Consider the following 24,910-nt stretch of genomic DNA (forward strand, 5'->3'; position numbering starts at 1 on the left):
CAGGCCGATTTCATAACCGCGTGGCACATTGATCGGACAGCAGACAGTCAGGCGCTCTGAATGTTCCGCCCCGGTGTACTGCTTTATTCATTCAGGACAATAGCTTATAACCCGAATCTGATAAACCATTTGAATTACTGAAGCGGACCTGGAGCACGTATGGCGCACCTGATCTGGTTAACTGCAAAGGACCTTGCCTTTCCGTCTGCCGATCATGCGATGGAAGAACCAAACGGGTTGCTGGCTGCCGGCGGCGATTTATCGGTTCCACGCCTGATCACCGCCTACCGGCATGGAATCTTCCCGTGGTACGCCCCTCGCCAGCCGATCCTGTGGTGGTGCCCTGATCCCAGAACGGTTCTGCGGCCGGACGGCCTGCATGTCTCGCGCAGCATGCGCAAGCTGATCCGCCAGCAGCGTATGCGGGTCACCCTCGACCAGGACTTCTCCTCCGTCATTCGCGCCTGCGCGGAGCCCCGGCACTACGCCGACGGCACCTGGATCACTCCGCAGATGCAGCAGGCCTACATCGATCTGCATCGTGCGGGCATCGCCCACTCGGTAGAAGTCTGGCAGGACGGCCTTTTGGTTGGTGGCTTGTATGGCGTTGCGCTGGGCAAGGTGTTTTTTGGTGAATCCATGTTCAGCCGAGCGAGCAATGCGTCCAAGCTGGGGTTCATAACGCTGGTTGAACAACTCGGGCAATGGGGCTTTGAGTTGATCGACTGTCAGATGCCAACGGACCACCTGTTCAGTCTGGGGGCCGAAAGCATGCCGCGAGCAGCCTTTTTGCATGAGCTGGCAAGGCTGTGCCCTCCAGATGCAGCAGACGCATGGCGACAGCACGCGCTTTGAACCCGCGCAAGGCTCGCCGTATACTCGGGCCAGTGCTGTCCGGGAAGACCCCATGACCGACCTGTCGCAACTCAAGTTTTACGCCACGCACCCTCATTCTTGCAGCTATCTGCCGGATCAGCGGGCGACGACGTTGTTCCTTGATCCGCAGCAGCCGATCAACCTGGAAACATACAGCCAGCTCTCTGATCTCGGGTTTCGGCGCAGCGGCGATCATCTCTATCGTCCGCATTGCAAGGACTGCAACGCCTGCATTCCTGCGCGTATTCCTGTCGATACCTTCACTCCCACCTCGGCCCAGAAGCGAATACTCAAGCGAAATCGTGACTTGCAGGTATTCGAGCTCAAGCCTGAGCTGACCGACGAGATCTACGCGCTATACGAGCGCTACATTTGCGCGCGTCATGCAGATGGCGACATGTATCCCCCCAGTAAGGATCAGTTCGCCTCCTTTCTTGCCAAGAATTGGGAGTTCTGCCGCTTTTATGCGTTCCGGGATCAAGAGGATCGCTTGCTGGCTGTAGCGGTTACCGATCAACTGAATAACGGATTATCGGCCGTCTACACCTTCTTTGAGCCGGATGAAACCCGTCGCAGTCTCGGCCGTTATGCCATCCTCTGGCAGGTCGAGGAGACTCGCAGACAAGGGCTCGCAGCGGTTTATCTCGGCTACTGGATCCGAAATTGCCGAAAGATGAACTATAAAACCGAGTACCGACCACTCGAGATGCTGGTGAATCAGCAATGGGTTCGCCTGACCTGAAACGACATAAACAGTAAAAATATCCAGCCAAACTTGGCTCAAGTGCGGTTTTCAGGCACAATTGGCCACCTTTTTTGTGGGTAACCAACCAATAGCCCACCCAGAATCCACCCCGAGAGGTCGTTGCTTAATGGCAAAAGAAGACAGCATTGAAATGGAAGGCACCATCATCGACACCCTGCCGAACACCATGTTCCGCGTTGAACTGGAAAACGGCCATGTCGTGACTGCCCACATTTCAGGCAAGATGCGCAAGAACTATATTCGCATCCTGACTGGCGACAAGGTACGCGTTGAACTGACCCCCTACGACCTGACCAAAGGTCGCATTACCTACCGCGCCCGCTGATAGTCGCAGTCCCCTGCCGGGCCTCCCTGCCCTCGCCCGGCTGATCGCAACGCCACCCAGACTCTGTCTCATCCGAGCAAATCGGGTGTGCGTTGTTGCGCCCGCCAAATCAGACCCCGATGCCCGACCGGCTTCCGACTCAAGCAGGTCAATTCGCCATAGTGCCCCGTGAGGCATCAGCCGACATTAAAAAACCCGCTGCGAGAGCGGGTTTTTTAACAGCCGGAAGCTTAGCGCGGCATGTACTTGCCGACTTCCAGTTTGCCGATAGCTGCACGGTGAACTTCGTCCGGACCGTCTGCCAGGCGCAGCGTGCGCTGCATGGCATACATGTGAGCCAGCGGGAAGTCGTCTGAAACACCCGCACCGCCATGCATCTGAATGGCGCGATCAATGACGTTCAGCGCAACGTTCGGTGCTACCACCTTGATCTGAGCGATTTCGCTCTTGGCGACCTTGTTGCCTACGGTATCCATCATGTAAGCGGCGTTCAGGGTCAGCAGGCGAGCCTGATTGATCTCGATGCGCGATTGGGCGATCAGGTCGATGTTGCCACCCAGTTGAGCCAGGCGCTTGCCAAAGGCTTCACGCTCGACGGAACGCTTGCACATCAGCTCGAGCGCACGCTCTGCCGCACCAATGGAACGCATGCAGTGGTGGATGCGGCCCGGGCCGAGGCGACCTTGAGCGATCTCGAAACCGCGACCCTCGCCCAGCAGTACGTTGGAGTATGGTACGCGGACGTTTTCCAGCACTACTTCGGCATGACCGTGCGGCGCATCGTCGTAACCAAACACTGGCAATGGGCGGATTACTTTCAGGCCGGGGGAGTCCATCGGCACCAGAATCATGGAGTGCTGCTGGTGACGCGGCGCATCAGGGTTGGTCAGACCCATGAAGATCATGATCTTGCAGCGCGGGTCGCAAGCACCGGAAGTCCACCATTTGCGGCCGTTGATGACCCACTCGTCACCTTCGCGGCGCGCATTGGCTTGCATGTTGGTGGCATCAGAGGAAGCAACGCCCGGCTCGGTCATACCGAAGCAGGAGCGGATCTCACCGGCCAGCAGGGGCTTGAGCCACTTTTCCTTGTGCTCTTCGGAACCGTAGCGAACGATGGTTTCCATGTTGCCGGTATCGGGAGCGCTGCAGTTAAAGGCTTCAGACGCCAGGCCGGAACGGCCCATCAGTTCGGCCAGCGGTGCGTATTCCAGGTTGGTGAGGCCTGCCCCAAGGTCGGACTCCGGCAGGAACAGGTTCCACAGTCCGGCTGCGCGCGCCTTGACTTTCAGCTCCTCAACGATGGCAGTGGGCTGCCAGCGGTCGCCTTCCGCTACCTGCTGGTGAAAGATGGGTTCAGCCGGGAACACATGCTCCTGCATGAAGCTGTCTACGCGCTCGCGCAGCTCTTTAACCTTGGGGGAGTATCCGAAATCCATAGTGGTTGCCTTTGGTTGGTTTGGTATCGACGATCAAAATGCTAGATGACGCTAATGGATTTATCTAACCTATTTTTGCCGTGTATTAACATTCATAAGCGATATATACTTGGCCCTTGTGCTGAACTGCCTTGTCTCGACGTGAGTCATTTAACTAAAGGAAGTTGCGATGAACCTCAGTAAGGTCGACCTGAATCTGTTCATTGTCTTTGACGCGATCTACACCGAAGCCAATCTGACAAGGGCTGGCCAGATCGTCGGCATCACTCAACCTGCGGTCAGTAACGCGCTGGCTCGATTGCGCGAGACCTTCAACGATCCGCTGTTCGTGCGCACGGCCCAGGGCATGGTGCCGACGCCAATGGCGCAAAATATCATCACGCCTGTTCGCAACGCCCTTCAGCTGCTGCGGGTGTCGGTGCAGGAAAGTCGCAGTTTCGTTCCCGAGCAGGCAACCAAAACCTATCGCATCAGCATGACGGACCTCACCGAGGCGGTCATTCTGCCGCATCTGGCCTCTCGCATTCGCCGGTCTGCGCCCAACATCAACATTGACAGTTTCCTGATCAAGCGCCGCGAAACCACCAAGGAGCTGGCCGCCGGGCGACTGGATTTTGCCATTGATGCGCCGCTGAATACCGATACTCAGGTTCGTCACGTCAAGTTGTTCGAAGATCGCCATGTCTGCGTGATGCGCAAGGGGCATCCGCTGGCCAAGAAAGACAAGATCACTCTGGACGATTATCTTGCCCAGTCACACATACATATCTCCAGCCGTCGCAACGGCCTGGGTCATGTGGATCTTGCCCTGGGCAAAATGGGTATTCAGCGCCGCGTTGTCATGCGTTCGCAGCATTATCAGATGGCGCCACTGGTCCTTGAGTCAACCGACCTGATCATGACGGTGCATGAGCGGTTCGCGCAGCGACATAACCTTCACTGGACGACGCTGCCAATCGATGATGTGCCTGCCATCGAAACCCACCTGTTCTGGCACGAGAGCACTGATCAGGATCCCGCCAACCGCTGGATGCGCGAGCAGATCATCGAACTGTCGCAGAAGCTGACCCGGGAACACCAAAAGCTGCGTGAAAGTGCCAGCGCTGCCACTGCCCAATAGCGTCAGACAGAACCAAAAAAGCCTGCGCATGCAGGCTTTTTTACTTTAAATACATGCATTAACTGTTTGATTTAAATTGCTATTTTTCTTGGACTCTCTGCTCTGGACTGTTCTGTTTCAAGAATCAACTGACGTGCCAGTACGCCAAGCGTCATGACCGCCTGCTCTGTCGCCCGATTCCATGGGATGCCGCAGTTCAGGCGCAGGCAGTGGTTGAACTGGTCGGAGTTGCTAAAGACCACTCCCGGGGCGATGCTGATGTTGTGGGCCATTGCACGGTTAAACAGCGTCAGCGTGTCTACGCCGCCCGGCAGGCTGACCCAGAGAATGAAGCCACCCTTTGGCCTGGTGATCTGAGTACCCTCGGGGAAATATTGCTGGACCGCAAGCTGGAACTGGCTAAGGTTTTTGCAATATTCCTGACGAATATGCCTCAGGTGCCGGTCGTAACCGCCGTTCTCAAGATAGGCCGCAACCGCCATCTGGCTGACACTGCAAGCCGACAGCGTAGTAAAAGTCTGCAGCTGCTCAATGGCCTCCTGATAGCGCCGCGTAACCAGCCAGCCGGTGCGCACTCCGGGTGAAATGGTCTTGGAGAAACTGGAGCAGTAAATCACGGTGTCCGAGCAGTCATAAGCCTTGAGTGCCTTGGACTGGCCATGATCAAACATCAGCTCGCCATAGATGTCATCTTCAATAATAGTGAGCTGACGCTGCGCCATCATTGCCACCAGCTTGCGCTGGCGCGCCTCCGGCATGGTAGCCCCCATCGGATTGCCCGCTCTTGCGGTCATCACCAGCGCCTTGATCGGCCACTTGTCCAGAGCACGTTGCAGCGCTTCCAGACTTAGTCCGCTGTCGGGGTCGGTAGGGATCTCGACGACCTTAAGGTCCAGTAGCTGGCACAGCTGCACCAGACCGTAATAACTGGGGGACTCGGTTGCAATCAGATCGCCTGGCCGAGTGACTGCACGCAAAGACAGTTGCAGCGCCTCCACACAACCATTGGTAATGACGACGTTGGCCGGATCTACCATCGCTCCGGCATCGCGCATGCGTATGGCCACCTGGCGCCGCAGCGGCTCAAATCCGGGACTGAAGGTGTAGCTGAAGGCCTTCTGGCTGTGGAAGCGCGTCACCTTGCTCATTTGCTGGTGCAGCGCCCGCAGTGGCAGGTATTCACTCGACGGCACTGCCGCTCCAAGCGGAATGGCGCCTTCACGACGCGCCTGCGACAGAATCTCGGTAATGATGCTGCTGCGCGTCACCGCGTAGGGCGCTTCAACCCTGGCAATCTGAGGGGTTGGTGCGGTCAGTGCCGGAGTCTGATGAACGTAGTATCCGGATTGTGGGCGAGCATGGATCAGCCCCTGATCCTCAAGGGTTGCATAGGCCTGCAGCACCGTGGCGTGGCTGACACCCTTCTGGGTGCTCAGCTTGCGTACCGAGGGGACTCGCTCGCCGGGACGGTATACGCCCTTCTGGATGTCTTCTGCCAGCTGCCGCGCAATTTTTTGATAGAGCAGACTGGTCATACTGGCTTCCTCCGACAGAGTGGTGACTGAGCGCGAAGACTAACTCGCAGCACTGCCGCTGCAAAAGCTACAGATACAATACAGTTGACCAGTACAGATCAGCCGTCAAGCATCTGTGTGCTGGCGGCCTGGTGGTTATTCGGCGACAGGTATGTCCGCAGCTTCGGTCGCCGGCCGAAACGGGGCCGCCCAGAGCTGGCGATACTTGTCGAGCAGCCTGCCCGCCTCGTTTCGCTGAGCCAGCTCCTGCATGCCCAGGGCCAGTGCAGAGCGCAGAGCTGGTGAATTGCACACCGAATTGTGGGAGACCGCGAGGTAAAGCGGCGCGTTGATAAAGGAGCCCTCAAGGGTATCGAGCTGCGCATCAACGCCCATCTGCTGGGCCAGAGCCAGCCCCTGATAACGCTCAAGCACTACATAGTCGAGCTTGCCGTCCAGCAGCTTGCGCAACGCCGCCTCACCGGTACTCAACCGCTCAAGCGCGAGATTGTCTGCTGCATAGGTGTCGAAGGACAGGCCGAAACGGCTGCCCTGCTGCGCAGCCCCGCGGCGGCCCTGAAGGTCTTGCCAGCCGCTGTAGGGGAACGCCGCGCCGCGCCGGACGAAGATGACGCTTGGCACATCGATGATCGCCGGGTAGACGAAATCCAGGGTCTGCAATCGCTCGCGCGACAGGTAAAGGCCAGCCATCACGTCAACCTGCCCTGCCTCGACCGCCTCCAGCGCCTTGGCTCGGGACCCCAGGTCCAGTACTTCGATGCGGATCCCCGAGTCTTTGAGCGCCAGTTGCAACATTTCAATGGCGACACCGGTCAGCGCCTTTTCACCTTCGGGCGCCCAAACCAGTGGGGGGTAGTCGGGATTGCCAGTAGCGACGATGCGCTCGCAGCTGTTCTCGACTGCAGCCAGCGTATCACCGCCAATCAGCAATCCGGCGCCAAGCGCACATAGACGGGTAAATTGCTGCAGGCTCGACAACCTCGACATGCTCATTCCCTTGCTCCGAAATGGATGTGGTACCACGACAGACTCTTCGTCGCAGTCTGAGTTCGGTGATCAGGCTGCAACACCACTGTGGAACCGAAAGTCGGCATCATCAGCGAAAATGGCGTCACGCTCAACCGCGGCAAAGCGGGCAATATGTTCGTCAATAGGTTCGCCGGCGTAGTTTTTGGCCAGGCGCAGGTAGTCCTGATAGTGGCGGGCCTCCGACTTGAGCAGCGAACGATAGAAATCACCCAGCTCCTCATCCAGATGCGGTGCCAGCTTGGCAAAGCGTTCACAGGACCGCGCCTCGATAAACGCACCAACAATCAGGGTATCGACCAGCCTGCCTGGCTCGGTAGTGCGCACGTGCTGGCGCAGACGCTGGGCATATTGGCTGGCAGACAGCCCTCGATAGCTGATGCCGCGCTTGTTCATGATGCTGGTAACCTGCTCGAAATGGCGCAACTCCTCACGCGCAAGTCGGGACATTTTTTGCAGCAGATCCGGTTTGTCGACGTAGCGAAACATCAGCATCAACGCAGTTGAGGCGGCCTTCTTCTCACAGTTGGCGTGGTCGATCAGCAGCTCTTCGGGATGGTTAAGTGCCTGTTCGATCCAGGCATCCGGGGTTCGGCAAGGCAGAAACGCGAGCAATTCTTCGGGCAGCATGGTGTCCGTCACAGGTCAGTTCTTAACGCCCGGCAGTATACCTGCTGAGAGTCTCTATCAGCAGCCCGAATAGACTTGGATCAACACAAGCCGGGTGAAAAGGGGCTACATTTAAGTCAACGTTCAAACACGTTAAAAAAATCAAGACAGGGAGAACCGCATGCAAGCCGTCAAACGCATTCTAGTAGTTGTCGACCCATCCCAGCAGGAGCAGGTTGCGCTGACCCGTGCCAGCCTCATTGCAGGTTTTATTGAATGCGAACTGCATCTTTTGGTCTGTGAGGACCGCCAGGACTACAGCGATCTGCTGGCACGCCTGCGAGTGGAACAGGATGCCAAGGGCATTCGCTGCAGTGTTACCCAGGACTGGCACAACAACCTCACCGACACCATTTGTCGCGCGGTTACCCGTGAGGGCTGCGATCTGGTGGTCAAGCAGCACCGCCCCGACAATCCGCTGCGCAAGGCGCTGCTGACCCCGGATGACTGGAAGCTTCTGCGCTACTGCCCTGCCCCCGTTCTGATGGTCAAGAATGGTGACAGCTGGATGAAGGGCAACGTGCTGGCGGCGGTCGATGTCGGTAATCACGACGACCAGCACCACGTGCTGCACGACACCATCGTCAGTCACGCAGCGGACATTGCCGAGATGGTCGGCGGCCAACTGCATCTGGTCAGTGCTCACCCTGCCCCGATGTTGTCGTCTGCAGATCCGGATTACCAGTTGAAGGAGCGTATCGCCGCCGACTACCTGGAAAAGGCCGGCCAATACACAACGCAGTACGGCATCGATTCGGCGCACCTGCATATTGCAGAAGGTCCGGCCGACTTCCTCATCCCCCAGGTTGCTGGCCAGCTGGGTGCCAGCGTTACGGTGATTGGCACCATTGCCCGCAAGGGGCTGGCTGGTGCGCTCATCGGCAACACTGCCGAAGTGGTACTGGATCAGCTCGACAGCGATATTCTGGTGCTCAAGCCGGAAGACACTCTGGCGCACCTGGAAGCGTTGCTGGAAAAGTAGCCCTGCATCATGCGACCGGCGGCATACGCCGGTCGTAATAGGCCTGCGACAAGACGAGAAACGTTTGATCTATCTCGTCTCGGAGCTGCCGGGTTGAGAGCCCTTCCCACCGGTCCCGTAGTCTCAGTCCAGCCGTTTGAAGCGGCAGATCTCCCGCCCGTGCCAGCCAACGCTGCACCTTGACGCCGAGCGGCATCGCCGCATCCACTGCCACTCTGGAGCACTCCAGCGCCTGATCCAGCTCAAGCGTAGAGACCAGCTCGAGCCGCGCCCAGACAACCTGATCAAGGAGCTGCTCAAGACGCTGCCAGACGGCCTTGCGCGCCGCCACATCGTATCGATTCCAGGCCACAATCTCATGGCTGAATCGCTTGCAGCCCCGGCACACCTGATCGCCGTATACCGTCGAACACAGACCGATACAGGGTGTTTTCTCGTAGTAAAGAGGTTGATCCGCCATAGACTCGAGTTGCCAACGCTTAAAATGCGCATGATAAAGGACCGGCCCTACCCGGAACAGCTGATTGACTCAGTGGGGATACAGCTGCGCTGCAACTTAACTTTACGTTCGGCATCCTGTAGAATCGGCCCGCCGTTAGGGCTGTGTTTCAGGCGTCAGCCCGCAACCCGTTACGTATCTGCCACCAGTTACCCCAGGTTGCCCCCCACCAGAACGGGTAGACGTCTGTCACAGTCTTATTGTCGCCACACTTTAGGGAAGCACTGAATAACTCCCTTGTCCAAGATGCTTATTCAGTGCTTCCCGGAGTCCGAGAGGATGACCGTTCCGACACGATCGGAACAGACTGATGAGGGTAATAACTGTGCTTGAAGCCTATCGCAAACACGTTGAAGAGCGCGCTGCTCAGGGCGTCGTTCCTCAGCCGCTGAACGCCGAACAAACTGCAGGTCTGGTTGATCTGCTGAAAAACCCGCCGGCAGGTGAAGAAGAGTTTCTGCTTGACCTGCTCACCAATCGCGTCCCGCCGGGCGTAGACGAAGCCGCCTACGTCAAGGCCGGTTTCCTCTCCGCTATCGCCAAGGGCGAAGCCACCTCGCCGCTGCTGACCAAAGAGCGCGCAGTTGAGCTGCTGGGTACCATGCAGGGCGGTTACAACATCGCCACTCTGGTGGAGCTGCTGGACGACGCAGCACTGGCCGCCACTGCTGCCGAACAACTCAAGCACACCCTGCTGATGTTTGACGCCTTCCACGACGTTGCCGAAAAAGCCAAGGCTGGCAACGTTCACGCCAAGGCGGTACTGCAGTCCTGGGCTGACGGCGAATGGTTTGTCAACAAGCCTGCTGTGGCCGAAAAGATTTCCCTCACCGTATTCAAGGTGCCGGGCGAAACCAACACCGACGACCTGTCTCCGGCTCCGGATGCCTGGTCCCGCCCCGACATCCCGCTGCACGCTCTGGCCATGCTGAAAATGGCCCGTGACGGTATCGAGCCGACCGAGCCGGGCGTTGTTGGCCCGCTGAAGCAGATCGAAGCAGCCAAGGCCAAGGGCTTCCCGGTTGCCTACGTAGGCGACGTTGTTGGTACCGGCTCTTCCCGCAAGTCTGCAACCAACTCGGTTCTGTGGTTCTTCGGCGACGACATTCCTTACGTTCCGAACAAGCGTGCTGGCGGCTTCTGCTTCGGCACCAAGATCGCTCCGATCTTCTACAACACAATGGAAGACGCCGGCGCGCTGCCGATCGAGTTCGACTGCACCGACCTGAACATGGGCGACGTCATTGACGTGTATCCCTACGAAGGCAAGGTCTGCAAGCACGGCACCGACGACGTCATCACCACCTTCGAGCTGAAGACTCAGGTGCTGCTGGACGAAGTTCGCGCTGGTGGCCGTATCCCGCTGATCATTGGCCGCGGTCTGACCGAGAAGGCCCGCACTGAACTGGGTCTGGGCGCTTCCGACCTGTTCCGCAAGCCCGATCAGCCGGCTGACACTGGCAAGGGTTACACCCTGGCACAGAAGATGGTCGGCAAGGCCTGTGGCGTTGAGGGCATCCGCCCCGGCACCTACTGCGAGCCGAAGATGACTACCGTAGGTTCCCAGGACACCACTGGCCCGATGACCCGTGACGAACTGAAGGACCTTGCTTGCCTGGGCTTCTCTGCCGATCTGGTCATGCAGTCGTTCTGTCATACCGCGGCATATCCCAAGCCGATCGACGTGACCACTCACCACACCCTGCCCGACTTCATCCACAACCGTGGCGGTGTTGCACTGCGTCCGGGTGACGGCATCATCCACAGCTGGCTGAACCGCATGCTGCTGCCTGATACCGTTGGTACCGGTGGCGACTCTCACACCCGTTTCCCGATGGGCATCTCCTTCCCGGCCGGTTCCGGTCTGGTTGCCTTCGCAGCAGCTACCGGCGTTATGCCGCTGGACATGCCGGAATCCGTTCTGGTTCGCTTCAAGGGCAAGATGCAGCCTGGTATCACCCTGCGTGATCTGGTCCATGCCATCCCCTACTACGCCATTCAGCAAGGCCTGCTGACTGTCGAGAAGAAAGGCAAGAAGAACATCTTCTCCGGCCGTATTCTCGAGATCGAAGGTCTGGATCACCTGACTGCCGAGCAAGCGTTCGAGTTGTCTGATGCGTCTGCCGAGCGCTCTGCTGCCGGCTGTACCATCAAGCTGAGCGAAGAGTCGGTTGCCGAGTACCTGAAGTCCAACATCGTCCTGCTGCGCTGGATGATTGCCAACGGCTATCAGGATCCGCGTACCCTGGAGCGTCGCGCCAAGGCTATGGAAGAGTGGCTGGCCAACCCGAGCCTGATGGCTGCCGATGCTGACGCCGAGTATGCCGCCGTGATCGAAATCGATCTGGCCGACATCAAGGAGCCGGTACTGTGTGCACCGAACGACCCGGACGATGCCCGTCTGCTGTCTGAGGTTGCCGGCCAGAAAATCGATGAAGTCTTCATCGGTTCCTGCATGACCAACATCGGCCACTTCCGCGCTGCCGGCAAGCTGCTCGAGAAGAATAAGGGCGCTATCCCGACCCGTCTGTGGCTGGCTCCGCCGACCAAGATGGACCAGTACCAGCTGACCGAAGAAGGCTACTACGGCATCTACGGCAAGGCCGGTGCGCGCATGGAAATGCCGGGCTGCTCGCTGTGCATGGGTAACCAGGCACGTGTTGCTGCCAAGTCGACCGTTGTCTCCACCTCCACACGGAACTTCCCGAACCGTCTGGGTGATGGTGCAGATGTGTTCCTGGCGTCCGCCGAGCTGGCCTCGGTTGCATCGATCCTGGGCAAACTGCCGACTGTTGAAGAGTACATGGAATACGCCGCGCAGATCGACAGCATGGCTGCCGACGTATACCGCTACATGAACTTCAACGAAATCGAGTCCTACCAGAAAGCCGCTGCGTCCATCCCGGTCGCTCAGCTCTGATAGCTGCCTCGTAAAAAACCCCGCCTCGTGCGGGGTTTTTTATTTTGCAGAATCTCAGGGCATACGGAAGAATATCTGTCCGAACTCCGATACTGCCCTGGCGGAGAAATCGTTGGCTTACCGGCCTACGACAACTCTGCGTCAGCCTGTGGGACGGAGTAAGAGCAGCGTCTCCGCGGTGTCCCAGCTAGTACCGATACTTTCGGCAGATGGCTGCATGAGAAGATAGAGTCAGATGCTTCGCTTGCCCTGGCCGGAATGCTGTCGGCGCATTGCAGAGCTTTTCAGGTTGACGCCCCCGCCTCGGGTGCGCAAAACCGGCGAACCCTACTCCAGCAGCGATGCTCCCAGCTTGAGTGCTGTCTCGGTGACCGCTTCCACCGAATGCCGGTAGCCGCTTTCCATCCAGTACAGAGCAATATGAATCACCCCGCCAAGAATACCGGCCTGCAGCATCTCGTCGAAGTGCTGACCGGGCTGTGCCAGTGCGCGGGTCATATCCTGGCTACTGGCTCTGAGGGAGCGGTCTATGGCTTCGTCAACTGACGGACTGATTCCCCGAATGTCGACCAGTAACAGGCGTGCCTCCTGGGGATGATCCCTCAGATAGGTGAAGTACGCCTGCAGCATTGCCCGGCTGCGGGCCGAACGGTCATCTCCGGCAGCTTCGGCTGCAGCCATATTCAGCTCGCGGACCTTGCGTGCGGTCTGTTCATAGCAGGCAATCAGCAACTCGTCACTGTGCCCGAAGGACTCGTAAAAATAGCGCTGGGTCAACCCTGCGGCGTCACAAACCTGCTTGACGCCGGAGTGCCGGTATCCGTGTTCGCCGTAAATACGTGTTGCGGCGTCGATCAATTGCTGCCGGCGCTGCGCCCTGCGCTCTTCGGTTGAGGAGCCACGATAGCGGCGTTTGACTGAGGTAGCTGTATTCATTCGGTGAATTCTGACAACGGGGATTGCCAAAGAGTATATGACAATCTAGATTGTCACCACTACCCACGTGACGGGATACCACAATGACACAAGAACAATATGCATTTGAACCTGTACCACTGGATGTTCTTATCATCGGCGCAGGCCTGTCGGGCATCGGCGCCGCACATGCACTGAGCAGTCAATGCCCCGACAAGCGCTATCTGATACTGGAGCGCCGCGCGGCGATCGGCGGAACCTGGGATCTGTTCCGCTACCCTGGCATCCGCTCCGATTCGGACATGTATACCCTCAGCTACAGTTACAAGCCCTGGGCCAACCGCAAGTCCATCGCCGACGGCGCGGACATCAAGCGCTATATCGAGGAAATTGCCGAAGACTCGGGCGCCATTCATAACATTCGCTTCCAGCGTCGCGTGGTATCCGCCAACTGGTCCAGCGAACATGGGCGGTGGGATGTGGTCGCGTTGCTTACCGACGCAGAGGGTAATGAGCAAGAGGAGCATTATCAGGCACGTTTCCTGTTCTCTTGCTCCGGCTATTACAGCTACGACGAAGGCTACCGCCCTGCATTTCCAAACGAAGAGGCATTCAAGGGGCAGATCATTCATCCGCAGTTCTGGCCTGAAAACCTTGATTACACTGGCAAGCGCGTCGTTGTCATCGGCAGCGGTGCAACGGCAGTTACTCTGGTTCCCTCGATGACGGCGAAGGCTGCCCACGTAACCATGCTGCAGCGCACTCCCAGTTATGTGGTTGCCCGGCCGCAGCGTGACGGCGTTGCTCAGACGCTGCAGAAATGGCTGCCACTGCAGGCTGCGCACTCATTGACGCGATGGAAGAACGTGTTCCTCACCCAGTTCTTCTACCGTATCGCCCGCAGCCGACCGGAGCAGTTCAAGGAACGAGTGCTGCACATGGTCAAGACGCAGATCGGCGATGTTGACATGAAGCACTTCACCCCGAATTACAAACCGTGGGACCAGCGCCTCTGCGCGGTACCGGATGGCGACCTGTTCCGCGACGTGCGCGCCGGTCGCGCCAGCGTCGTGACCGATACCATCGACAGCTTCACCGAGAATGGCATCCGCCTGAGTTCTGGTGAAGAGCTGGAGGCCGACATCATCGTGACTGCGACCGGGCTCAAGGTGAACGCCCTTGGCGATGTGACTGTGTGTGTTGACGGGCAGCCGATGCGCTTCAATGAACGCATGTCCTACAAGGGCATGATGCTCAGTGACGTACCCAATATGATAGTGACCTTTGGCTACACCAATGCTTCCTGGACGCTGAAAGCCGAGCTGACTGCCAACTACGCCTGCCGCCTGCTGCGCTATATGGACAAGCACCACTACCGTACCGCCGTTGTCCGCCGCGACCCGTCGGTGCAGGAGCAACCCTTCCTGGACTTCACTTCCGGTTACGTTCAGCGCGCTGCCAATGTGCTGCCCAAACAGGGGGATCGTGCGCCCTGGCAGGTGCATCAGAGCTACCTGAAAGACAAGCTGACCATTCAGTACGGCCGTATCGACGACGACGTGATGCAGTTTCAATAACAAGGAAAACAGACAACATGCAGATCAAGGATTGTGTAGCAGTACTGACAGGCGCCGGCAGCGGCATCGGCCGGGCTCTGGCAGTGGCGCTGGCCCGTAGTGGTTGCCATCTGGCACTCGTGGACCTCAACCCCGATTCTCTGGCGGAAACCGCGACACAGGCTCGGGCGCTTGGTGCCAGGGTCAGCGAGCATCCGACAGATGTATCGGACCGGTCAGCCGTTGCCGCATTACCGTCAGCGGTCGTTGCAGAGCATGGCAGTGTTGATCTGCTGATCAATAACGCCGGCGTCGCACTGGGCGGCACCTTCGATCAGGTCAGCGAGGAGTACTTCGACTGGCTGATGTCGATCAATTTTGACGCGGTAGTAACCCTGTGCCGGGCATTTCTGCCGCTGCTCCGACAGCGGCCTGAGGCACGTATCGTGAATATCTCCAGCCTGTTCGGGCTCATTACCCCCGCCGGCCAGACCGCGTACTGTGCGAGCAAGTTTGCGGTACGCGGATTCTCCAACGCCTTGAGACTGGAGCTGACCAACACCAATGTTGGCGTCACCGTGGTGCACCCGGGAGGCGTCGCCACTGCTATCGCGACCAGTGCCCGCTCTCCTGACAGTGAAAGTGACGCAGAGAAGCAGAGGAAACTGGCGCGTGCCAACCGACTGCTGCGCATGCCACCGCCCAAGGCGGCACAAATTATTCTCAGGGGCATCGAGCGCAACAAGCCACGGGTTATTGTTGGCAACGACGCCCGCATCCTGTCATGGCTGGAGCGTCTTATGCCGGTCAACTACTGGCGCCTGCTACCAGGGCTGGCCGACAGCGACGCGTGACGGATCATACGAGGAGATCAACGTGAATTATCTGTTCAGTATTGTGCTGATCGTGCTGTTGCTGGGGATTGCCGGGCTGTACCTCTACACCCTGTTCATTGCCAAGCGCGTAGAGCTGGGGATGCCGCCAGAAGGCAGTTTCATTACCGTGATGGGAAATCGGATCCATTACATCGAGCAAGGCAGCGGGCCCGATTCCATTTTGCTGATCCACGGGCTCAGCGGCGTAGCGCAAAACTTCGGTTATGGGGTCATCAGCGAGCTGGCCAAAACGCACCGGGTGATCGCCATTGACCGTCCGGGTAGTGGCTATTCGATCCGCCCTGCCCGCTCGTCCGCCTCGCTTGCGGTGCAGGCCGATGTGGTAGCCGGGGTTATCGATGCGCTGCATCTGGGCAAGCCCTTGCTGGTCGGTCACTCGCTGGGAGGTGCTGTTTCGCTGGCAACGGCGCTGCGTCATCCCGACAAGGTAAGTGGTCTGGCGCTGGTCGCACCGCTGACCCACATGCCAAGCAAGGTTTCGGCTGCCTTTGCGGCGTTTTCGATACGCCAGCCCTGGCTGCGCGCGCTGGTCGGCTGGACGCTTGCCGTGCCCTTGTCCATCCGCAAACGCGAGCAGGTCATGGATATTGTGTTCGGTCCCGAAGCCGTTCCTGCGGACTTCCCGATCCGCGGTGGCGGCCTGCTCGGCCTGCGTCCCAGCCACTTCATCGCAGCCTCGAGCGATATGAACGCGCTGGAAAGTGTGATGCCGCTGATGCAGATGCGCTATGACGATCTGAGTCTTCCCATCGGGGTGCTGTATGGCCGCCACGACCGCATTCTTGACCCGCAGGAACAGGGGCAGGCTCTGGCCGACCGGTTGTCGATCGTGGAGCTGGAGCTAATCGACGGTGGGCACATGCTGCCAATCACCCAGCCCGACACGACGATCGATTTCATTCGTCGCCAACTTCAGCGTCAGCAGGCCGCCTGACGTTTTCCAGCAAGCGGCGCCGTTCTGGCGCCGTGATCCAGGTCACAGCCTCCAGGTTCATTCTGAACCCCTCGCACCTCCCCCGGTCACAGCCAATGTGTTTACTGAAGGAGGAACCACCGATGAAACACTGGAAAGTGCTTACCCTTGGCCTGCTGGGCCTGTTCATTCTTGCCGGTTGCGGTAATGACTATCTGGTTCGCACTACTGATGGCCAGATCATGGAAGCTGAAGACAAGCCGGAGATTGACGACGAAACCGGCATGATCGAATTTGAAGATGCGACCGATCGCGATCGGCAGATGCAGCAGCAGGATGTCGAGGAGATCATCGAGCGCTGAGTCACGATGGTGATCGCGCTAAATAGCTCCACCAGGCCCTCCAGCAAAATCGCCCCAGGCTGGAGGGTCGACGCGGCGGGCTCATGCTATGCCCCTTACCAAGGACTCCCGGCACCCTGCCAAGCTGCTCCAGCACCGGCCCTTTGATCCACGGGAACAGGCCACAGCACATTGCCCGGCCAACTCTGTCGCGGTAGTGAAGCTGCCGCCAAGCAGCCCGTCGGCTATAGCAGGTTGAGATCAACGCAAGGCTGGCAGCCTAACTTTCGGGCGGATAAACTACGCGGTTTCCAACGACAGGCAGTTACTGCCAAGGTTTTCCGTGAGGTCCCTGATGTCCACCCCGTCCAACGCCCCCAAAGTTGGCTTTGTTTCACTCGGCTGCCCGAAGGCATTGGTCGATTCCGAGCGCATTCTGACCCAGCTGCGCACCGAAGGTTATCAGGTGGTCCCCACCTACGAAGACGCTGATGTGGTGGTGGTCAACACCTGCGGTTTTATCGATACCGCCAAGGCCGAATCGCTGGACGCTATTGGCGAGGCCATCGCCGAGAACGGTCGCGTTATCGTCACCGGTTGCATGGGCGTCGAAGAAAGCGCGATCCGTGACGTGCACCCGAGTGTGCTCGCCGTCACCGGTCCTCAGCAGTATGAGCAGGTAGTCAATGCGGTGCATGAAGTCGTGCCACCGAAACAGGATCACAATCCGCTGATCGACCTGGTACCGCCACAGGGCGTCAAGCTGACTCCCCGCCATTATGCCTACCTGAAGATTTCCGAGGGCTGCAACCACAGCTGCAGCTTCTGCATCATCCCATCCATGCGCGGCAAGCTGGTCAGCCGTCCGGTGGGTGAAGTGCTGAGCGAAGCCGAGCGTCTGGCCAAAGCCGGTGTCAAGGAGGTGCTGGTCATCTCCCAGGACACCAGCGCCTATGGTGTCGACATCAAGTACCGCACCGGCTTCTGGAACGGTCGCCCGGTCAAGTCGCGCATGACCGAAATGTGCGAAGCGCTCAGTGAACTGGGTATCTGGGTGCGTCTGCACTACGTCTACCCCTACCCGCACGTGGATGAGCTGATCCCGCTGATGGCCGAGGGCAAAATCCTGCCGTATCTGGACATCCCGTTCCAGCACGCCAGCCCGACCGTACTCAAGGCCATGAAGCGCCCGGCATTTGAAGACAAGACCCTCGCGAGGATCAAGAAATGGCGCGAGATCTGCCCCGAGCTGACTATCCGCTCAACCTTTATCGTCGGCTTCCCGGGTGAAACCGAGGAAGACTTCCAGTACCTGCTGGACTGGCTGACCGAAGCCCAGCTCGACCGCGTTGGCTGCTTCAAGTACTCCCCGGTCGAAGGCGCGCCGGCCAATGATCTGGGGCTGGAAGCGATTCCGGAAGATGTGCAGCAGGATCGCTGGGAGCGTTTCATGGCGCACCAGCAGGCGATCTCCACTGCACGCTTGCAGCAGAAGATCGGCAAGACCATGCAGGTCATCATCGATGAAGTTGACGACGAAGGCCCTATCGGCCGCTCGATGGCCGATGCGCCGGAGATCGACGGTAACGTGTACCTCGACACCGACGAAGACCTCAAGCCGGGCGATATCGTCAGCGTTGTAGTCACCGACGCCGACGAGTATGACCTCTGGGCGCAGCTGGCCTGAAGGATCACTTACGCCGCAGGCCTGCTTTGCACCTGGCTGCGGCGTAGTGGCCCAAGATATTACGCAAGCAGCTGGCGGTGCCGGTACAGTTGCTGCCAATGTTCGCCGGGTTTGCTGCTTACCTCGGTATCGAAGTAGTGGCCGACCCGACGCCGATCCTGCGGGTTGTCTTTCAGCGCCGCACCGATCATGAAGTGCAACAGGTCTTCCGGCGCCATCTTGCCGTCCCGGTAGTACCAGGCGTAGACCATCAGCGCATGCGCTACCGCTACCGCTTCTGCCGTTGACATGACCGCCGCCGCAAGCCGGTCGGTACTGCGCCCGCTCAGCGTCTGACCACTGCGCAGTTCATGAAAGATGGTAACCAGCATCTCCACAATGGAATGGTCAGGTGCCATATCTACACCCGACTGGCGCGCCAGCATGGTTGCCTCGCGCAGCACGATATCCATTTCTGCGTCGATATCGTCAATCGGCTCAATGGTTTCAAAGTTCAGCCGGCGCTTGAGCGCCGCACTCATATCAAACAGGCCACGGTCCAGCGAGTTTGAAGTTGCAATGACGTTAAACCCTTCCCGGGCATAGAGCACGCCATCCTCGCCCTGCAGTTCAGGAATCTGCAGCTGACGTTCGGACAGAATCGACAGCAGTGCATCCTGAACCAGCTGCGGGCAGCGGGCCAGCTCCTCGAAGCGAACCAGCTTGCCCTGCTCCATACCGATAAACAGCGGGCCGGGAATCAGCGCCTCGCGACACGGCCCGAGCTTGTCCAGCAAGCTGGTATTCCAGTCGTAGATCAGTTGTCGATAGTGGGAAATGGTGCCGCCCTGAATGGTCAGCCGTGATTGGCCAGAGACACCGCAGGCGATCAGCTCCGACAGCCAGGACTTGGCGGTACCCGGCTCACCGATCAGCATGGCGCCCCGGTTGGTGGCCAGTGACACGATTACCCGACTGACCATCTCGCGCGGCGCAACAAACTTGCGCTCGATACCCAGTGCCTCGTTGCCGAGCACAAAGTGCTCGATGGCGGTTGGCGACAGCAGCCAGCCTGGTGGGACCGGCCCGTGATCCTCCTGCTGCAGCATGACCAATTGATCGTGAAAGCGGTCTTCGGCGGCCGGCCGCTGGATAGCCTTGTCTTTCATGTCCATTCTCCTCAGGCCTTCCATTGACCGCGTTTTTCCGGTGCCATGCGTTCCTGTGGCAGGATACGCGGCAACTCGCTGAGCGGAATATTGCCCTGGATAACGTGATCCAGGGCGCTGTCACGCATCGTGTACAGGCCCGAATCGAGGGCCAGCGCACGCAATTCGCCGACCGGCGTATGGCGAGATACCGCATTGCGCAACTCACCGTTGAACTGCAGATACTCGATAACCCCGACCCGGCCACGGGTGCCGGTGCCATTGCACTGTGGACATCCCTTGCCGCGATAGCAGCGAAAACTCCGGGGGATTGCCTTCGGAAACAGCTCCTTGAGAATCTCCGGGTCAGGGTCATCCTCGATCTTGCAGTGCTCGCAAACCCGTTTGGCCAGTCGTTGGGCAATAACCGCCAGCAGCTCACTGGCCAGCGAGTTCGGATGGACGTTGAGATCGAACAGGCGCTGCACCGCATCTACCGCGTCGTTACAGTGAAGGGTCGACAGCACCACGTGGCCAGTCTGGGATGCACGAATAGCTTCAAGCGCGGTTTCATGGTCGCGAATCTCGCCAACCAGAATGACGTCCGGGTCCTGGCGTACGAACGAGCGCATGGCGTCAGCGAAATTGAAGCCGATGTCAGGGCGTACCCGGGTTTGCTGAATGCGGTCGATGGAGTACTCGATCGGATCCTCAACCGTGATTACCTTGCGCGTCGTATCCTCAGCCAGCAACTGCAGGCCGGCATTGAGGGTCGTGGTCTTGCCCGAACCGGTCGGGCCGACTACCAGCACCAGGCCGGCAGGGTTACGCAGCAGGCGGCGATACGCGTTGGCGATATGCTCCTGCATCCCCAGTTTCTCGATGCTGATCAGCGAGGAGTTCTGTGGCAGCAGACGGATTACAACGTGCTCGCCATGCAGCGACGGCTGAACCTGAACGCGCAGATCGAAGCGCGCGTCACCTACCCGCGCCTGGGAACGCCCGCCCTGCGGCAGTCGCCGCTCGGCGATGTTCAGCTCGGAGCGCAGTTTGATCACGTTGATCAGCCCTGCATACTCGGTCGGCGTGATGTAGTAGTGATTAAGGTCGCGCAACTCGCCGTCGACACGCAGCCGCACACGAATATCAGCGCCATATCGCTCCAGATGGATATCACTGGCCCGGTCTGCAACGGCGTCCAGCAGTAATGCCTCATACAGATTGACCAGTTTGGCTTCGCTGTTCTCACCTTGGGAGACGAGCAGGTCGCTGTCGCCGCCCTTTACTGTCGTTTCGTCGATACGGTCGAGGGTCTTGCCACCGCGCTCAAGCGCTCCCCAGATGCGCCGGTAATCAACCGGCGTGACCAGAACCCGGTCAATCTTCAGCCCCGGGAACAGTTGCTGGACTTCATCCATCGACGCATTAGGGTCACGGCAAGCCACTATTACCGTCTTGCCATCGGACTTGATTGGAATGATGTGCTCGTGACTCAGGTAGGCGCGTGAGATGTTGGCATGCAGTTGCGGATCAATCCGGGCCATGACCTCACTGGCACTGAGCAGTGGCAGGCCATAGCGTTCCGACAGCGCTCTATACAGTTTTTGCGCGTCCAGATTCTGCAGGCGGCTGATCTCGTCAACCAACAGGGTACGATTGCGGGCGGCCTGGGCTCGCGCCTCGCGCAGCATGTCTGGCGACACAAAGCCCAGTTCGACGTAAATGTCATCGCCGTTGGTAACAAACTCGACATAGCCATGTTCGCTGCGCGCTATGCGCTTGTTGCCGCGATTGATGTATTTCACCAGCATCTGGCGTGAGGCGTCACCGATCTCGACGCAGATGAATTCGCCGCGTAATGCCAGTTGGTCCCAGAGCGGTTCTCGAGTAGTAATCTTGGGTGTGGAAACTACGATCAGGTCGAATGGGGCCAGATCCGCAGCCCCCAGGCTGGCATCGGCGCAACGGACTGTTACGTTCGTCAGCCCCTGGGCAGCAAGCGTCTGGCGAGAAAAGTCCGCCAGTTTCTGCAGCCGCTCAATTGCTATGACCTCTTTGGCCAGCATGGCCAGCACCGCAGTGAGATAGCCAGAACCCGAGCCCAGATGCAGTACCCTGGCATCCGGGCCGAGATGACATATCTCAAGAATCTGCGCGACCGTTTTTCCCGGCGGAATTCCCCTGCCGGATACCCGATGCTCCCCATCACCGAGGACAAACGCCCCGCGGTCAACACTGGCCAATGCATGTGCGTTACGCTCAATCCGATCCTTGCTCTGCAAATCAGCCCCCTTGTGACCGGTCCCTACGTTTGCTCGTGACATTTTATCTGACTGTCACTGGTACATTCTAATACGCACCTATGACCGACAAACTGATCATGGTCAACTGCTTTATGCCACTGCATGCGGCGCCAGGCCAGCAGGGTATTTCCTCCAGCCGGATATTGACATGGCGTGGGGCCTGAACCATTTTGATTGGAAACGGAAATGTCCGTCATATCTCAGAGACACGTCCATGAAAGCGGAATCTGGCCTTGGTGAAGATACCACCATAAAGCTGCACTCCCTGTTCGATGCAGTGGGTGCCTATGTTTACGCCAAGGACCGCAGCGGCCGATACCTGTATGTCAACAAGGCGGTATGCGATCTTTACCAGCGCCCCCTGGAAGACATTTTGGGTCATGACGATAGCACCTTCATGGATATATCTCTGTCGGCGGGCCTGGTTCGCAATGATCGCCATGTAATCGAATACGGGGCAGAAGTTCACGAGGAGGAGCAAATGCTACTCCTGCATGAAAGCAGGCCGCGATCGTTCTGGACCATCAAGGTTCCGATCCGCGACGCCAGCAACAACATTATCGGGCTCAGTGGCATTTCATCGGAACTCGACAATATCTACGCCAACACCTCCGACGCCATCCGTCACAACCGACTGCTAAACACCATTCTGTCCAACGTCGACGCCTATATTTATGTCAAGGGAGCGGATGGCACCTACTTGTATGCCAATCAGCAGGTTTCCTCGCTCTACGGGCAGAATAACGACGATGTAATCGGTTTGAACGATATCGATATTCACGGACCTGAAGTCGCCGAACGGCTGATGAAGCTCGATCGCCGGGTGCTCGACTCGCAACAACGCCAGGCCAGCGAGGAAGTGTTGCTTGACCCCAGTGGCGCTGCCAGGCACTTCTGGTCGGTCAAGATGCCAATCAGTCTGCCGGGACACCCCAATGCATTGATAGGCTTTTCATCGGACATCACGGAATTGCTGACGTTGCGCCAGGATATCGCCCTGGCCAAAACCATCGATCCGCTGACCGGACTGTTCAATCGCGATGCACTTGAAGACATTTTGAACCGCAAGATCAGTGCTGCCGACCAGCGCGCAGATACCCTGGCCGTGATCATGCTCAATCTGGACCAGTTCAAATACCTGAACAACACCCTTGGCCACGCTGCCGGCGACGACATTCTGCGGCAGACAGCACAGCGTCTGGAGACGGCCAATTGGCTGAATGGACACCCGGCCCGTCTGGTGGGCAACACCTTTGTCGTGGTCCTGCCGAACCTGGCCGCCGGAGCCGGCGACGCAGCCTCAATGGCCGAGCGTATTCGGCTACTGATCGGCATGCCCTATGTGCTCAATAACCAACCCTTTCACCTGACGGCGAGTCTGGGCGTCAGCCTGTATCCCGAAGACGCTGATCACGCTCAGGCGCTGCTGGCAAACGCCGAATCGGCCATGTATCACGCCAAGGAGCTGGGCCGGGATCGCTGGTGCTTGTATTCATCCTCGCTGGGAGCTGCGGTCAGTGAGCGACTGGATCTGGAGCGGGACCTGCGTGCGGCGCTCGCGGCCAATCAGTTTGAACTTTACTACCAGCCCAAAATATCGGCCCGCAATGGTCAGACCGTCGGTGTAGAGGCACTGATTCGCTGGGATCGTCCTGGCTACGGCATGATGGCACCTGACCGGTTTATTCCGCTGGCCGAACAACTTGGTTTGATTGTTCAGATCGGCGACTGGGTTATTGATCGAGCATGCGAGCAGGTTGCCAATTGGGCGCGCGAGGGGCTGGCAATCTCGATTGCGGTAAATCTGTCTCCTGCACAACTGGTCGAGAGGACCCTGGTCGATCGTGTGGCTGGATTCCTGGAGCGGTACCGTATCGGTGCGGACATGATCCACATGGAAGTGACCGAATCGATGATGCTCAACGATCCGGAAGAGGCCATCGTGCACCTGCAGCGGCTGCGCAATCTGGGCCTCACTCTCTCGATTGATGACTTCGGAACAGGTTATTCATCGATGGCCTACCTCAAGCGTTTACCGGTAAACCGGATCAAACTCGATCGCAGCTTCATCCAGCAGATTGCTACTGACCCTCGTGAGGCTGATCTGTGTGCGGGCATTATTGCTCTGGCGCACAAGCTCGGATTGTCGGTCGTGGCCGAAGGCGTAGAAACCATAGAGCAAAAACAGATTCTGGCAGCCATGGACTGTGACCTGTTTCAGGGCTACCTGTTCAGCAAGCCGCTGCCCGGTAACGAGGCGACCCGTTATCTCAGGGCTCAGGCCCAAATCACAGAAGCCGCCCAGCTTGTTTAGGCAGGCAGGTCTGCGGGTAGCGCTCACAACAGAGGAATAAGGCCTATGGATAACCTGGCGCTACAGTGTCAATGCGGTACCGTCAGGGGCCGCGCAATCCGGGTCTACCCTGTCGATGGTACCCGTGTGGTCTGTTACTGCCGGGACTGTCAGGCATTTGCCCATGCACTCAATGCTGCCGAGCGCGTGCTGGACGCCCAGGGCGGCACGGATATTTATCAGTTGCCGCCAGCGAGGCTGCAGATTCATCAGGGGCATGACCAGATCCGCTGCCTGCGTCTTAGCTCCAAGGGGCTGTACCGCTGGTATGCAGGCTGCTGCAACACGCCAATCGGCAATACGCTCGGACCCGGGGTTCCACTGGTCGGGTTGATTCACAGTTTTATCAGTGACCCCTTTGCCGAGCAAAAGATCGGACCCGTGCGCGCACGAGTCAACCTCAAGGGTGCCACGGCAGAGATCCCCAGAGACAGTGTCAAGACCGCGCCAGGCCAGGTATACATGCGCAAGTTGCTGTTGCGGATGCTGTTGTGGAAACTGACCGGCAAGGCTCGCCCCAATCCTTTCTTTATGGGCAAGAGCCCGAGCGTAACGCCAATAATTCTCTCGCCAGGCAGCGCTGTCGAACACAATGGCGCCACCGACTGACAACAAGCCCCTTCCGCGTCTTGTTGCGATTTTCGCTGCCGCCTGCGGCCGGA

Annotated in this window: 21 protein-coding genes; 13 read left to right on the plus strand and 8 right to left on the minus strand. The window is 58.6% G+C overall.

Annotated features, from left to right (window positions below):
* Positions 1 to 159: 159 nt before the first annotated feature.
* The 3 genes from aat (at position 160) to infA (ending at position 1,967) form a co-directional block, all read left to right on the plus strand.
* Positions 160 to 855, plus strand: a complete 696-nt coding sequence (gene aat, locus O5O48_RS14230; protein WP_269687358.1) for a leucyl/phenylalanyl-tRNA--protein transferase — start codon at positions 160 to 162, stop codon at positions 853 to 855.
* Positions 856 to 907: 52 nt separating this feature from the next.
* A complete protein-coding gene (locus O5O48_RS14235) occupies positions 908 to 1,618 on the plus strand; it encodes an arginyltransferase (protein ID WP_269687359.1) in 711 nt (236 codons plus the stop codon).
* A 130-nt stretch (positions 1,619 to 1,748) separates the two neighbouring features.
* On the plus strand, positions 1,749 to 1,967 hold the full coding sequence (gene infA / locus O5O48_RS14240) for a translation initiation factor IF-1 (RefSeq protein WP_080050557.1): 219 nt from the start codon (positions 1,749 to 1,751) through the stop codon (positions 1,965 to 1,967).
* Positions 1,968 to 2,197: 230 nt separating this feature from the next.
* Here infA and O5O48_RS14245 read toward each other — a convergent pair whose 3' ends face one another.
* Entirely contained in the window at positions 2,198 to 3,406 is a 1,209-nt protein-coding gene (locus O5O48_RS14245; RefSeq protein ID WP_088274254.1) for an acyl-CoA dehydrogenase, read from the minus strand.
* A gap of 169 nt (positions 3,407 to 3,575) precedes the next feature.
* On the opposite strand from O5O48_RS14245, the gene O5O48_RS14250 reads away from it, so the two are divergent.
* The gene (locus tag O5O48_RS14250) at positions 3,576 to 4,526 is read left to right on the plus strand and encodes a LysR family transcriptional regulator (protein WP_228244915.1); all 951 of its coding nucleotides are present in this window, start codon (positions 3,576 to 3,578) and stop codon (positions 4,524 to 4,526) included.
* 71 nt (positions 4,527 to 4,597) lie between these two features.
* On the opposite strand, the gene O5O48_RS14255 is transcribed toward O5O48_RS14250, so the two are convergent.
* The 3 genes from O5O48_RS14255 to O5O48_RS14265 form a co-directional block, all read right to left on the minus strand.
* Positions 4,598 to 6,061, minus strand: coding sequence for an aminotransferase-like domain-containing protein (locus tag O5O48_RS14255; RefSeq protein WP_228244916.1), 1,464 nt, complete (start codon positions 6,059 to 6,061; stop codon positions 4,598 to 4,600).
* 135 nt (positions 6,062 to 6,196) lie between these two features.
* On the minus strand, positions 6,197 to 7,048 hold the full coding sequence (locus O5O48_RS14260; RefSeq protein WP_228244917.1) for a substrate-binding periplasmic protein: 852 nt from the start codon (positions 7,046 to 7,048) through the stop codon (positions 6,197 to 6,199).
* Positions 7,049 to 7,117: 69 nt separating this feature from the next.
* The gene (locus O5O48_RS14265) at positions 7,118 to 7,717 is read right to left on the minus strand and encodes a tRNA-(ms[2]io[6]A)-hydroxylase (RefSeq protein WP_088274345.1); all 600 of its coding nucleotides are present in this window, start codon (positions 7,715 to 7,717) and stop codon (positions 7,118 to 7,120) included.
* A 160-nt stretch (positions 7,718 to 7,877) separates the two neighbouring features.
* Between O5O48_RS14265 and O5O48_RS14270 the strand changes: the two genes are divergently transcribed.
* Positions 7,878 to 8,738 (plus strand): universal stress protein, encoded by an 861-nt coding sequence (locus tag O5O48_RS14270; RefSeq protein ID WP_269687360.1) that lies wholly within the window; start codon positions 7,878 to 7,880, stop codon positions 8,736 to 8,738.
* A gap of 7 nt (positions 8,739 to 8,745) precedes the next feature.
* On the opposite strand, the gene O5O48_RS14275 is transcribed toward O5O48_RS14270, so the two are convergent.
* On the minus strand, positions 8,746 to 9,198 hold the full coding sequence (locus O5O48_RS14275; RefSeq protein ID WP_233049644.1) for a DUF1289 domain-containing protein: 453 nt from the start codon (positions 9,196 to 9,198) through the stop codon (positions 8,746 to 8,748).
* A 364-nt stretch (positions 9,199 to 9,562) separates the two neighbouring features.
* Here O5O48_RS14275 and acnB point away from each other — a divergent pair, with 364 nt between their 5' ends.
* On the plus strand, positions 9,563 to 12,157 hold the full coding sequence (gene acnB, locus O5O48_RS14280; protein WP_269688712.1) for a bifunctional aconitate hydratase 2/2-methylisocitrate dehydratase: 2,595 nt from the start codon (positions 9,563 to 9,565) through the stop codon (positions 12,155 to 12,157).
* A gap of 327 nt (positions 12,158 to 12,484) precedes the next feature.
* Here the strand turns inward: acnB and O5O48_RS14285 are convergent, their stop codons facing one another.
* On the minus strand, positions 12,485 to 13,093 hold the full coding sequence (locus O5O48_RS14285; RefSeq protein WP_088274261.1) for a TetR/AcrR family transcriptional regulator: 609 nt from the start codon (positions 13,091 to 13,093) through the stop codon (positions 12,485 to 12,487).
* A gap of 83 nt (positions 13,094 to 13,176) precedes the next feature.
* Here O5O48_RS14285 and O5O48_RS14290 point away from each other — a divergent pair, with 83 nt between their 5' ends.
* From O5O48_RS14290 to rimO, 5 genes are all read left to right on the plus strand, one after another.
* Complete coding sequence (locus O5O48_RS14290; protein ID WP_269687361.1) at positions 13,177 to 14,649, plus strand: flavin-containing monooxygenase; 1,473 nt, start codon at positions 13,177 to 13,179, stop codon at positions 14,647 to 14,649.
* Between the two features lie 17 nt (positions 14,650 to 14,666).
* Positions 14,667 to 15,482, plus strand: a complete 816-nt coding sequence (locus tag O5O48_RS14295; protein WP_269687362.1) for an SDR family NAD(P)-dependent oxidoreductase — start codon at positions 14,667 to 14,669, stop codon at positions 15,480 to 15,482.
* A gap of 22 nt (positions 15,483 to 15,504) precedes the next feature.
* Positions 15,505 to 16,458: an alpha/beta fold hydrolase gene (locus O5O48_RS14300; RefSeq protein WP_233049641.1), complete on the plus strand. Its 954-nt coding sequence runs from the start codon at positions 15,505 to 15,507 to the stop codon at positions 16,456 to 16,458.
* A gap of 122 nt (positions 16,459 to 16,580) precedes the next feature.
* Positions 16,581 to 16,799 (plus strand): YgdI/YgdR family lipoprotein, encoded by a 219-nt coding sequence (locus tag O5O48_RS14305; RefSeq protein ID WP_088274265.1) that lies wholly within the window; start codon positions 16,581 to 16,583, stop codon positions 16,797 to 16,799.
* 334 nt (positions 16,800 to 17,133) lie between these two features.
* Complete coding sequence (rimO, locus tag O5O48_RS14310; protein ID WP_269687363.1) at positions 17,134 to 18,465, plus strand: 30S ribosomal protein S12 methylthiotransferase RimO; 1,332 nt, start codon at positions 17,134 to 17,136, stop codon at positions 18,463 to 18,465.
* A gap of 59 nt (positions 18,466 to 18,524) precedes the next feature.
* Here rimO and O5O48_RS14315 read toward each other — a convergent pair whose 3' ends face one another.
* Complete coding sequence (locus tag O5O48_RS14315; RefSeq protein WP_200818413.1) at positions 18,525 to 19,613, minus strand: ATP-binding protein; 1,089 nt, start codon at positions 19,611 to 19,613, stop codon at positions 18,525 to 18,527.
* Between the two features lie 11 nt (positions 19,614 to 19,624).
* Positions 19,625 to 21,874, minus strand: coding sequence for an ATPase, T2SS/T4P/T4SS family (locus O5O48_RS14320; protein ID WP_269687364.1), 2,250 nt, complete (start codon positions 21,872 to 21,874; stop codon positions 19,625 to 19,627).
* Positions 21,875 to 22,109: 235 nt separating this feature from the next.
* Between O5O48_RS14320 and O5O48_RS14325 the strand changes: the two genes are divergently transcribed.
* On the plus strand, positions 22,110 to 24,209 hold the full coding sequence (locus tag O5O48_RS14325) for a putative bifunctional diguanylate cyclase/phosphodiesterase (RefSeq protein WP_269687365.1): 2,100 nt from the start codon (positions 22,110 to 22,112) through the stop codon (positions 24,207 to 24,209).
* A 45-nt stretch (positions 24,210 to 24,254) separates the two neighbouring features.
* On the plus strand, positions 24,255 to 24,857 hold the full coding sequence (locus O5O48_RS14330; RefSeq protein ID WP_269687366.1) for a DUF6151 family protein: 603 nt from the start codon (positions 24,255 to 24,257) through the stop codon (positions 24,855 to 24,857).
* Positions 24,858 to 24,910: the final 53 nt, after the last annotated feature.

Source organism: Halopseudomonas sp. MFKK-1, assembly GCF_027474385.1.
In the GTDB taxonomy this organism is placed as follows: Bacteria; Pseudomonadota; Gammaproteobacteria; order Pseudomonadales; family Pseudomonadaceae; genus Halopseudomonas; species Halopseudomonas aestusnigri.